The organism is Pantoea sp. USHLN256 (assembly GCF_037149875.1).
GTDB lineage: Bacteria > Pseudomonadota > Gammaproteobacteria > Enterobacterales > Enterobacteriaceae > Pantoea > Pantoea nemavictus.
Window position 1 is genome coordinate 393,627 of record NZ_JBBCQO010000001.1, and the last position, 11,338, is coordinate 404,964.

Genomic DNA, 11,338 nt, shown 5'->3' on the forward strand with positions numbered 1-11,338 from the left:
GACGCAGGATACTGACATTTTCATGACTCAACTTCCCCAACTCACCCGCGAACTGCTTCATCCACGCTATTGGCCGACCTGGATCGGCATTGGTTTTCTTTATTTATTGGTGCTCTTACCTTATCCAGTGCTACACGCGATTGGCTGCGGACTGGGACGCATCGCGATGCGCTTTATGAAGCGGCGCGTCGAGGTGGCACAACGCAATCTGGAGGTGTGCTTCCCGACTATGCCGACTAATGAACGTGAAGCGATGGTGAAACACAATTTTGAATCGGTGGGTATGGGACTGATTGAAACGGGGATGGCGTGGTTTTGGCCGGACTGGCGTATTCGTAAATGGGTGGCCACCAGCGGACTTGAGCATGTTACCCATGCGCTGGAACAGAAGCGTGGCATCTTATTAATAGGTATGCACTTCCTGACGCTGGAACTGGGTGCCCGCGTATTTGGCATGCACAATCCAGGCATTGGCGTGTATCGCCCCAACGACAACAAGCTGATCGATTGGCTGCAAACCTGGGGCCGCATGCGCTCCAACAAAAGCATGCTCGACCGTAAAGATCTCAAAGGCATGATCCGCGCCATGAAGAACAACGACATTATCTGGTATGCACCGGATCATGATTACGGCCCGCGCAGTAGTGTGTTTGCCCCTTTCTTTGCGGTGCCGGATGCGGCGACCACCACCGGGACACATATGCTGATCCGTCTCGCCAATCCGAGCGTAGTGCCGTTCCTTGCACGACGCCTGCCGAATGCGCGCGGCTATGAACTTAAAATGATGCCGGACATCCGCGATAAGTTCACACTTGAAACTGAGCTTGATACCGCGGTAGTGATGAATAAAGTGGTTGAAGAAACGGTCCTGTTGGCTCCAGAGCAATATATGTGGTTGCACCGCCGCTTTAAAACCCGTCCTGAAGGACAACCTTCCGTTTATTAAAATCTTTTCGGGGTACTGCTGGTGCCCCACACATCTCCATTCTAATTTGCCTTATCCCGCGATTTTCGCCGGTTATTAATAAGCGAGTCGGACCAGCCTGAACTTAGGCTGATAGTTAACTTAGCGCCAGATAAAGTCAGACAGCATGCGGATATCCTGCGACAAGCTTGCTAAAAGTGAGGATTAAGTGAGTTAACCAGCGCGAAAATCTGCGCTTCGAGCTGATTATTGATTTGCGCCTCATTAATATTTACTCACCAAATTGTGCCACTACGGACCTGATTCCGATCATTTCCAGGGCTATTCCTATTTAATATTGCTAAACCCTTCGACTTCACTTATCAATGCAGTAAAATTAACTTAATAAACAAGGCATTGTCTGAACAAAAAACGCCATATTCCATACAGGCAAAATAATCAGCCTTCTTATATCATTATGGAATTTGTCGCCAAAATCGAATGCAGTTAATTTCGGTGATGACAGTTAGCATAATAAGTTCAAATTTTAAAAAATATAAAAAGATTTCACACAGCAAATATATCTCAGGATACATATTATATGAATAAAGGCATCTACTACTACGTGACGGTCAGTACCGATCAAGAAGGTTATCATCTGCTGCATCGGAAAGAGTGCAAACGTTTACCTGTGAAGGAGGATATGGTTTTTATCGGCACGCTGTATAATTTAAATCAGGCACTTACAACCGCTCGTATTAATTTCAAAAAAGTTAAGCCCTGTATTAAATGTTGCATTCGTTACTCTGCTCCCATTATTCATGAGTCAGTACGCCCGGTATTACACTTTCCCCAGAAATTAGCCTGAAGGGTTGGGCGGTTGAATTTCACTCAACCGCCCAACCGATATTCACTCTCTTCCCTTCACTTGCTGTTTTTTCGTCTATCCTTCTGTGAAATCCCTTTTTTACAGACATGGAGTTGATGATGAGCCTGTTTAGCACCCTGGAAGAAGCCATTGAAGCGGCACGCGAGGAGTTTCTCGCCAGCCAACCCGAGATTGCACAAGAAGATGCCAATGTCAGCCAGTTCGCCCTGCAAAAGTACGTGATGCAGGACGGCGACATTATGTGGCAGGCCGAATTTTTCGCTGAAGAGGATGGCCAGGGCGAATGCCTGCCCATCTCCAGCGGTGAAGCCGCACAGGCGATATTCGACGGTGATTTCGATGAAGTCGAGTTACGTCAGGAGTGGCAAGCTGAAAATACCCTGCACGAATGGGATGAGGGCGAATTTCAGTTAGAGCCACCGCGCGACCTTGAAGAAGGTGAAGCGGCGGCGCAGGAGTGGGAAGACGACAACAGCCCTTCTGACAACTTGCCTTAAGCGTTATTCGTACGGGCCGTGATTGGCATCAACCGGCAATAACAGCGTGTCCATGACCAGCGATAGCGGTAAATCGAGAATGGTCAGCACACGCCACGGTCCGTCACGAACGTCCCACTGCACGCCGGGATAATATTGGTTGCCATGCCCCTGTCCGGGAAAGGTGCGGCTAATAATACTGCCACAGCCGGTAAGCAGCAGAATGGTGGCGCTAAGCGCAGTTATTTTCAGGAAAGCATTCACGACGTGTACTCACAATGAACTGGCGCCAGTTTAACCCTCTCTACGGGGAGTGACTACTTCTTCAGGTGTAAAGGTTGCGTTATTCCCTGCAGATTAACGGCATAAAAAAAGCGGCATCTCTGCCGCTTTTTACTTTATTAACCTTAACGCTGTGGCAGCGCCTCAGGGTTGAGCTTCAGCTTTTGATAGCTTTCCACCCACTGATGATATTTGTCCGCACTTTCCCACAAGCGTGAGTGAACACGTGCCAGCACCACCGGATCGCTAATCAGCTGCAAACGCTGCTCGCGGTTAAGTTTTTCTGGCGCATCACTCAGTGCCTGATCAACGCGACGATCGCGCGCATGGTCCAGCAAATCACTCTGTTTGTGACGCGATGTGGCCATCGCCGTCGCCAGCGCATTAAACGCAGGGTTAAACAGCGCGTGCATAAAGCCATTTTTCAGCGCACGTTGACGGTTGATCTGCAGATAGTGATCGGTATCGACCAGCTCTTTTGGCGGCTCGTACTCCTCGGGAATCAAGAACAGCTTAGCGTTCTTGCTCTTCTGCCCTACCGTCGCACGGCTCGACATCACAGACACAAATGGCGACAGGATCAGCGAGAAGACAATCGGCGACAGCCACCACAGGAAGTTCAGATCCAGCAAGCCCATGCCGCCCGCCCACACGATACCCAACAGCATCTGTGAACCGTGACGACGGAAGGCTTCGCTCCACGGCGTCGCATCATCGTCACGCTGCGGTGAATTCCATACCACTTCCCAGCCAAGGAACGCGCTGACCACGAAGACGGTGTGGAACAGCATGCGCACCGGTGCTAACAGCACCGAGAACAGCATCTCCAGAATCAGCGAGCAGAACAAGCGGATGGCACCACCGTAAGGTTTCGCTCCCTTGAACCAAATCAACACCACGCTCAACAGTTTCGGCAGGAACAGCAGCACCAGCGTGGTCGAGAACAGCGCGATCGCCAGATCAGGACGCCACTGCGGCCACACCGGGAACAGCTGGCGCGGCTGCAGGAAGTAGGTCGGTTCCATCAGCGTGTGCACCACCTGCAAGGCGGTGGAGAGCGCAAGGAACATGAACCACAACGGCGCAGAGAGATACGACATCACGCCCGTCAGGAACACCGCACGGTGTACCGGGTGCATACCTTTTACCAGGAACAGGCGGAAGTTCATCAGGTTACCGTGGCACCAGCGACGGTCACGCTTCAGTTCATCCAGCAGGTTCGGTGGCAGCTCTTCATAAGAACCCGGCAGATCGTAGGCAATCCATACGCCCCAACCCGCACGACGCATCAGCGCCGCTTCAACGAAGTCATGCGACAGGATCGAACCGGCGAAAGAACCTTCTCCCGGCAGCGGAGCCAGCGCACAGTGCTCAATGAACGGTTTCACACGAATGATGGCGTTATGGCCCCAATAGTGCGATTCACCCAACTGCCAGAAGTGCAGACCGGCGGTAAACAGCGGACCGTAAACACGCGTGGCAAACTGCTGACAACGCGCATACAGCGTATCCATGCCAGACGCTTTTGGCGAAGACTGGATAATACCGGCGTTCGGGTTAGCATCCATCATGCGCACCAGACCGGTAAGACACTCACCGCTCATCACGCTGTCGGCGTCCAGCACCACCATGTAACTGTAGTTGACGCCCCAGCGACGGCAGAAGTCATCGATGTTGCCGCTTTTACGCTTCACACGACGACGACGACGACGATAGAAAATCTTACCCGCACCACCGACATCGCGTACCAGCTCCATCCAGGCTTTCTGCTCGGCGATAGCGATATCCGCATCGTAGCTGTCACTCAGAATGTAAACGTCGAAATGCTCGGCATTACCCGTACGTTTGACCGATTCCCAGGTCGCACGCAGGCCCGCGAACACGCGCTCAACGTCTTCATTACAGATCGGCATGATTAACGCAGTACGATGTTCCGGATTCAGCGGTTCATCCCCGGTGGTCGAGTACGAAATACTGTACTTATCACGGCCAATCAGCAGCTGTAGGAAGCCCATCAGCGCGGTCCAGAAACCGGCTGAAACCCAACAGAACAGAATGGCAAACAGGAACAGAATCCCGGTCTGCAAGATATAAGGCAGAATCAATTCAACCGACTGCAACCAGTTCTGGTTAAACATCTCGATCGGATCGATCAACGTCCAGCCCTGATACGGCAGAATGGTTTTCATGTACCAGGTGGCCACCACGGTTTGCAGAATCGTCAGAATCAGCAACACGTAACGACGCATTGAACCCACGTGACGCCACTTGTCCTCGGTTTTTTGCTCTTCCACCGAGGCATAGCGCGGCGTGGATTTCTTACCACGGACAGAATCCCAGGCGCGCGCAATGGGGTTAGTGCGCCAGATCTCTGGGAACATCAGCGAACGCTTCACCTTCGGCATCGCCTTCAGCGTGGTGCGGTCGAGATAATCCTTGCTCAGCTGCTGACCATCCGCCAATGAGTCTGGCCAGGCCATTTGCACACGGGATGACACCGATTTCAGCGGCGCATCATCCGGGCGCTCGCTGGCGGCAATATCGTGCCCCAGCGACGTATGAATAGCGTGGAACGCCTGCGCATTCTGTAGCGAATCGCTCAGACGGGCGCGCCCTGCCGCATCAAGCGGCAGAGCCTCCACGTAAGATTGAGGTAAAAATATCGATTTATTCATTGGCAGGTAGCTGATAGCTCCAGGTTTCCGTCAATGTCTTGTCGCCGCTTACCAGCGCCGCACGCATTTCGGTCGGCTGCTTGTTATCTTTCACACGCAGACGCAACACTAAACGCCAGCCTTTGGTTACCGGGTTGTAGCGTACACTCTGTTCAACCACGTCAGCGTTGTCACCCACGCTAACCTGCGGTGCCACTTGCGTATCTTCCGGCAGCTTGCTCATCGCTTTGCCGACAAAATCCACGGTGAAGGCGATAGAACCATCCGGCTGACGCACCAGGTTCGACTGTTTCACATCACCCGCTGAACGCAGCGTATCTTTCACCCAGGCGATGTCATCTGAATGCAGCTGATTTTCATCACGCGTAAAGTGCAGACGATACTGGAAGTTCATCTCTTTGCCTGGCTCTGGCAGTTTTTCCGGCGTCCAGAACGCGACGATATTATCGTTGGTTTCATCGGCAGTCGGAATCTCTACCAGTTCAACGCGGCCTTTGCCCCAGTCACCCTGCGGCTCAACCCAGCCACTTGGGCGCAGATCGTAGCGATCGTCGAGATCCTGGAAACGGCTGAAATCACGCGTGCGCTGCAGCAGACCAAACCCTTTCGGGTTCTCAACGGTAAAAGTGCTTACCGCCAGATGTTTCGGGTTATTCAGCGGACGCCAAATCCACTCACCGTTACCGGCGTGGATCGAAAGACCGTTTGAATCGTGCAGCTCTGAACGGAAGTTAGTTACCGGCGAAGGCTGGTTAGCCCCAAACAGGAACATGCTGGTTAACGGCGCAACGCCCAATTTGCCAACGTTATCACGCAGATAAACTTTGGACTGCACATCAACCGTTGATTCTTTGCCCGGACGAATGGTGAAGCGATACGCACCGGACGCGCGTGGCGAATCCAGCAGCGCATAAATCACCAGCTGTTTGTCCTGCGGTTTTGGACGTTCAATCCAGAACTCTTTAAAGCGCGGGAACTCTTCACCTGACGGTAATGCAGTATCAATCGCCAGACCGCGCGCCGAAAGTCCGTAAACCTGGCCTTCGCCAATTACACGGAAATAGCTGGCACCAAGGAAGCTGGTGATCTCGTCGTCTTTGCCCTTTTTATTTAAAGGATACAACACCTTAAACCCAGCAAAGCCGAGGTTTTTGACTGAATCAGCATCGTGCTTAACGTTGCCAAAATTGAAATAGTCAGGGTCATATTTAATTTCACGTACTGAAGACGCCGTGACTTCGTTAATTTTCACCGGCGTATCGAAATACATACCCTGATGGTAGAACTCAAGCTTAAACGGCGTACGCAGTTTGCCCCAATAAGCTTTGTCGTGGTTAAACTGGATCTGCTGATAGTCAGCAAACTTCATTTCACGAAACTGAGAGGGTAAATTGCTCTTTGGCGCTTCGAAACTTTTCCCTGCCAACGCCTTGGCTTGTTTTGCTACATCATCGATGTTAAACGCCCAACTATTGTTGGCATACAAAGCCAGCAGAACTGCCGCGCCTACCCAGCGCATCTTTACCAGTCCCACTTTATTATTCACATTATTCAGCACATCCCCCCCTTTCGTGTGCTTAGATCAAACCCGATTATCTTAAAGGATTATTCGGTTTTCCGACAGCGTATGTAATAGATTGTTCCGCTGATTTGTAAGCTGAAAGTGTGCTTTTCGGATAATTAAACCCTGCAAAATCACATACAGATTCACCTGATAGTATACCCTGTTTACAGCCGGTAGAATTTTCCTTCGGCATAATCTGGTTTCAGGGCGAAACCGGCAAGTAAACTGACTATTGGAAGATTATGAGTTCAGCTAAACCCGAACGTGAATATTTCCTCGATTCGATTCGAGCGTATTTAATGTTATTAGGCGTGCCTTTTCACGTCTCACTGATTTACTCCACGCAAAAATGGGCGGTGAACAGCCATGACGCCTCGATGTGGTTGACGATACTTAACGACTTTATTCATGCCTTCCGCATGCAGGTATTCTTTGTTATTTCTGGCTATTTTTCCTACATGCTCTACTTACGCTATCAGCCCCAGCGCTGGCTGAAAGTGCGTCTGGAGCGCGTCGGCATTCCCATGTTGACAGCCGTTCCGCTGATTACGTTGCCGCAGTTTTTCATAACCAAAAATCTCACCGATAAAATCGGCGACTGGAACAGTTTCTCACTGTACGACAAGTACAATACGCTGATGTGGGAGCTGATTTCGCATCTGTGGTTTTTACTGGTCCTGGTCATTCTCACCACGCTCGGCATGTTGACGTTTCGCTGGCTGAACAAACAGCAGCGCGTTATCAATTATCAGCAAATCGGCTGGGGGAAACTGACGCTGGCGCTGCTGATTTATGCCTTGATATGGTGTGCGTTCCGCCGCGTGCTGTTTTATTTCGTCCCGGCGGTTTTTGCCGATGGCCTGTTCAGCATTGCCGTGATGCAAATGTTGACGTTCCTGCCGTTCTTTATGTTGGGCGCGTTGAGCTGGAAGCATCAGGAGCTGAAAGCGCTGTTTGTGCGCTTTAATCCGGTGATGTGCTTTGGCGCCATTGCCGTGTTTATCGCCTACAGTCTGAATCAGCGTTACAGCAGTGGCGAAGGTTGGCTGTATGAGATTGATATGATCATCACCACGCTCATGGGTTTGTGCATGCTCAACGTCTGCTTTAGCTTCGGTCACAAGCTGCTGAACAGCCATTCACCGCGCATCATGTATCTGGTTAATGCCTCGCTGTTTATCTATCTGGTGCACCATCCGCTGACCATTTTGTATGGCATCTACATTACGCCGCACATTGGTAATAACACGCTCGGCTTCTTCCTCGGTTTATTGATGGTGTTTGGCGTGGCCTTTACGCTGTACGAAATTCATCTGCGCATTCCACTGCTGCGCTTCCTGTTCTCCGGTAAGCCACAGCGCAAATAAACAACGGGCCAGCTAAGCTGGCCCGTTGTTTTAGAGCAACCACTCCACCGGCAGACGCCACACCAGGCGCACCAGCAAGCGCTGCAGCAGCGTGCACTGCGGTTCATGCTTGTGCACCACTTCGCCCTGCTCATGAGCATACTCCACCCAGTTGACGCGCCCCCACTTATCGAGACGCAGCGTCCAGGCGCGATCGCGCATGCCGGCAATAAAACGTTGGTGGGTTTGCTGTGCCAACGCTTCGCTCTCAATCACCAAACCCATTTCGGTATTCAACATCGCCGAACGCGGATCGAAATTAAACGAGCCGATAAACACTTTACGATTGTCCACGGTAAAGGTTTTGGCATGCAAACTGGAGCCTGAGTTACCGGTTAAACCGCGGTCGTGCGGCGCGCTTTGCGGATTATCCTGTGGCTTCAGCTCATACAGCGCGATGCCATGACGCAGCAGTTTTTTACGCCAGCGCGCATAACCGGCGTGCACCACCGTAACGTCATTAGCCGCCAGCGAGTTGGTGAGTATGGCGATTTTTACCCCGCGCCGCTTCAGCGCCAGCAGCTGCGCCACGCCAGAACGCGTAGGAACAAAATAGGCGGAGATAATATCGAACTGCTGCTGCGGCATCCCGATCACCTCCAGCATGCGCTGCGGCAACAAATTACGCCGCTTCGCCTTGCCGAGGCCTTTGCGCGGGTCATCGCTCAGTAAGCGCGACTCCGCCCACGTCATCTCCAGCTCGCCCTGCTCCATCTGGTTGATGAATGAGGAGTGCTCCAGCCGCGCCAGATAGCGTTCCACCGCTTCACTCTGCTGCCACTCCACCGGCAAGCGCACCGCCTGATGCGCCTCGCCGCTGACGTCAACCACCTTGCGCAGCGTTGATACCGCTTTACTGCGCCAGTAGCGCTCGAAATCCTGCGTCACCTCGTCCACCACCGGACCGATCGCCAGCACATCAAGATCGGTAAACAGCGGTTCATCGCCCGTGCCAAAATATTCATCGCCGATATTGCGTCCGCCCACCAGCGTGGCCGCGCCATCGACCGTCAGACTTTTATTGTGCATGCGTCGATTAAGACGCGAGAAATCGGTGAGATAACCCAGCGCGCGCAATGTGCGAAACGAAAAGGGATTGAACAAGCGCACGGCAATGTTGGGATGGCGATCGAGTTGGGCCAGCGTCTCATCCAAACCCGGCGTGTTGTTGTCATCGAGCAGCAAACGCACTTTCACCCCGCGCTCGGCGGCATCCAGCAGCGCGCTAAACAGCAAGCGGCCGGACATGTCGTTGTGCCAGATGTAGTACTGCACATCAATGCTGTGCTGCGCCCTGCTCATCATCTGATAGCGCGCAGCAAAAGCGTCTAAGCCATCGTTGAGCGGATGAATACCGCTCATGCCAGGATGCTGTGCGCAGCGCGCATCAACATTCGGTTTCAGCCCTTTGCCCGGATGCTCCTCGGGCGGCAAAGATTGTGCTGCTTCACTCATAGTGAATCCCTGAAAGCTGTGGACCTATTATTGTTAGTATCGGCGCGATAAATGGCAATCGGAGCCTTCCTCATCTGCCAAATGGCGCGTCGTCAATTTAGTCTAGACTTAGCCAAGCGTTCTGCATCCGGCGTTCACCGTGAGGAGAGGATTATGACTCAGCAATCCCTGCGCCATCACCCTCAGCTGTTCCGAAGCTTTTTTCAAGGCAGTTTTCCCTGTTCCACCGCATGTCGCGCGGGCGGACGTCGGCTGGATATGGTGATCAGCAGCGGCCACGATATGCTGCTGGAGAAAGATTATGCCGCCCTGGCGCGAGAGGGTTTGCACACCGCGCGCGATGGCGCACGCTGGCACCTGATCGAAGCCGTGCCCAACGAATATGACTGGCGCACCTTTCTACCGATGGTGCATGCCGCGGCGCGCCATGACATGCAGATTATCTGGGAGCTGGCGCACTTTGGCTATCCCGATCACCTTGATATCTGGAAAGCCAGTTTTGTTGACCATTTCGAACGTTTCGCACGCGCCATGGCGCAGCTGATGCGCGATGAAGGTATCGAAAAACCCTTTTTCACACCGATCAATCAAATTTCATTCTGGTCATGGGCGGGTGCCGATGTCTCCTGGCTCGATCCCTACGCCAGCGATCGCGGGCGTGAGCTAAAGCGCCAACTGGTGCGCGCCTCGCTGGCGGCGATGCATGCGATTCGTGAGGTTTATCCCGATGCGCGCTTTGTGCTGACCGATCCGCTGGTGCAAGTTGCCACCCATCCCGATAATCCCGACAGCAAACCTTATGCTGATGCCCAGCATCAGGCCCAGTTTGAAGCCTGGGACTGGCTTGCCGGACGCGATGCGCCTGAACTGGGTGGACGCGAAGATTTTCTCGATGTTCTCGGCCTGAACTACTATCCGGATAATCACTGGTTCTTCTCCGGCGACACTATTCCGCTCGATCATCCCACGCGGCAACCGTTGCACCGTTTATTGCTGCAGTGCTGGCAGCGCTACCAGCGGCCGATGATCCTGGCGGAAACCGGCGCCGAAGGCGATGCGCGCGCGCCCTGGCTGCGTCAGGTGAGTGAAGAAGCGCGATTGGCGCTAGAGCAAGGTGTGGCGCTGGAAGGGATTTCGCTCTATCCGGTGGTGGAGTATCCGGCATGGGCCGACGATCGGCGTTCCCCAGGCGCGCTGTTTGGCCTCGGCGATCCCAACGGTAATCGCACCTTACATGAGGCGCTGGCGCTGGAGTTGCGCAGTCAACAGATTAAGTGGCAGAACCGGCAGACAAAAGATTAAGAGTGTTGGGTGGTGACGCTTTGTTGCGGGCAGGTTTGTACATCAAGCGAGGGATCGGCTGGATGCCGCACATCGGTAAGCCAGGTCATGGTGAAGAGAAACACCACACCAATCAGGCAGGCGGATAACAGGCCAATTATGGCGATCAGTTTGTCATCTCTGGCTTCCATCGACATCTCCTTACCGGCTTCCGTTTCCCGTTGCTGACGTTAACTCATCCACAGCGTAATCATCAGGACGAAGATTATAAGCGTAACCGACGTCACTGCAAGTACCACAATGGCGAAGAGCGCGTCGTCGAGCGGCTGTCGATAGGGTTCGTCGTGATCGTCTGGTGGTGCAGGTGAACTCATGATGACTCAAACATAAAGGCGAGTTTTCGAGC

11 protein-coding genes are annotated in these 11,338 nt (G+C 52.9%); 5 read left to right on the plus strand and 6 right to left on the minus strand.

The window, feature by feature from the left end; translation table 11 throughout:
- The first annotated feature begins 22 nt into the window (after positions 1–22).
- The 3 genes from WFL93_RS01925 to WFL93_RS01935 all read left to right on the plus strand — a co-directional run bounded on the left by WFL93_RS01925 (position 23) and on the right by WFL93_RS01935 (position 2,290).
- Positions 23–946 (plus strand): Kdo(2)-lipid IV(A) acyltransferase, encoded by a 924-nt coding sequence (locus tag WFL93_RS01925; protein WP_049851077.1) that lies wholly within the window; start codon positions 23–25, stop codon positions 944–946.
- A gap of 559 nt (positions 947–1,505) precedes the next feature.
- On the plus strand, positions 1,506–1,772 hold the full coding sequence (locus WFL93_RS01930; protein ID WP_007893676.1) for a hypothetical protein: 267 nt from the start codon (positions 1,506–1,508) through the stop codon (positions 1,770–1,772).
- Positions 1,773–1,891: 119 nt separating this feature from the next.
- Positions 1,892–2,290: a MysB family protein gene (locus tag WFL93_RS01935; RefSeq protein WP_007893677.1), complete on the plus strand. Its 399-nt coding sequence runs from the start codon at positions 1,892–1,894 to the stop codon at positions 2,288–2,290.
- A 3-nt stretch (positions 2,291–2,293) separates the two neighbouring features.
- On the opposite strand, the gene WFL93_RS01940 is transcribed toward WFL93_RS01935, so the two are convergent.
- The 3 genes from WFL93_RS01940 to WFL93_RS01950 all read right to left on the minus strand — a co-directional run bounded on the left by WFL93_RS01940 (position 2,294) and on the right by WFL93_RS01950 (position 6,754).
- Positions 2,294–2,533 carry a YceK/YidQ family lipoprotein gene (locus WFL93_RS01940; RefSeq protein WP_007893679.1) on the minus strand — a complete coding sequence of 80 codons (240 nt, stop codon included), beginning with the start codon at positions 2,531–2,533 and terminating at the stop codon, positions 2,294–2,296.
- A 143-nt stretch (positions 2,534–2,676) separates the two neighbouring features.
- Positions 2,677–5,226 (minus strand): glucans biosynthesis glucosyltransferase MdoH, encoded by a 2,550-nt coding sequence (mdoH, locus tag WFL93_RS01945; RefSeq protein WP_180823404.1) that lies wholly within the window; start codon positions 5,224–5,226, stop codon positions 2,677–2,679.
- Positions 5,219–6,754 (minus strand): glucan biosynthesis protein G, encoded by a 1,536-nt coding sequence (locus WFL93_RS01950; RefSeq protein ID WP_180823737.1) that lies wholly within the window; start codon positions 6,752–6,754, stop codon positions 5,219–5,221. Before WFL93_RS01950 ends, mdoH begins: the two co-directional genes overlap by 8 nt.
- A 278-nt stretch (positions 6,755–7,032) precedes the next feature.
- Here WFL93_RS01950 and mdoC point away from each other — a divergent pair, with 278 nt between their 5' ends.
- Complete coding sequence (gene mdoC / locus WFL93_RS01955; protein WP_336777145.1) at positions 7,033–8,157, plus strand: glucans biosynthesis protein MdoC; 1,125 nt, start codon at positions 7,033–7,035, stop codon at positions 8,155–8,157.
- Between the two features lie 30 nt (positions 8,158–8,187).
- On the opposite strand, the gene WFL93_RS01960 is transcribed toward mdoC, so the two are convergent.
- Positions 8,188–9,651 (minus strand): phospholipase D-like domain-containing protein, encoded by a 1,464-nt coding sequence (locus tag WFL93_RS01960; RefSeq protein ID WP_049851074.1) that lies wholly within the window; start codon positions 9,649–9,651, stop codon positions 8,188–8,190.
- 153 nt (positions 9,652–9,804) lie between these two features.
- Between WFL93_RS01960 and WFL93_RS01965 the strand changes: the two genes are divergently transcribed.
- On the plus strand, positions 9,805–10,953 hold the full coding sequence (locus WFL93_RS01965) for a hypothetical protein (protein WP_007893688.1): 1,149 nt from the start codon (positions 9,805–9,807) through the stop codon (positions 10,951–10,953).
- Here the strand turns inward: WFL93_RS01965 and WFL93_RS01970 are convergent.
- A complete protein-coding gene (locus WFL93_RS01970) occupies positions 10,950–11,123 on the minus strand; it encodes a hypothetical protein (protein ID WP_007893690.1) in 174 nt (57 codons plus the stop codon). The two genes, WFL93_RS01965 and WFL93_RS01970, sit on opposite strands and share 4 nt — an antisense overlap.
- 39 nt (positions 11,124–11,162) lie before the next feature.
- Complete coding sequence (locus WFL93_RS01975) at positions 11,163–11,306, minus strand: hypothetical protein (protein ID WP_007893692.1); 144 nt, start codon at positions 11,304–11,306, stop codon at positions 11,163–11,165.
- Between the last annotated feature and the right edge of the window lie 32 nt (positions 11,307–11,338).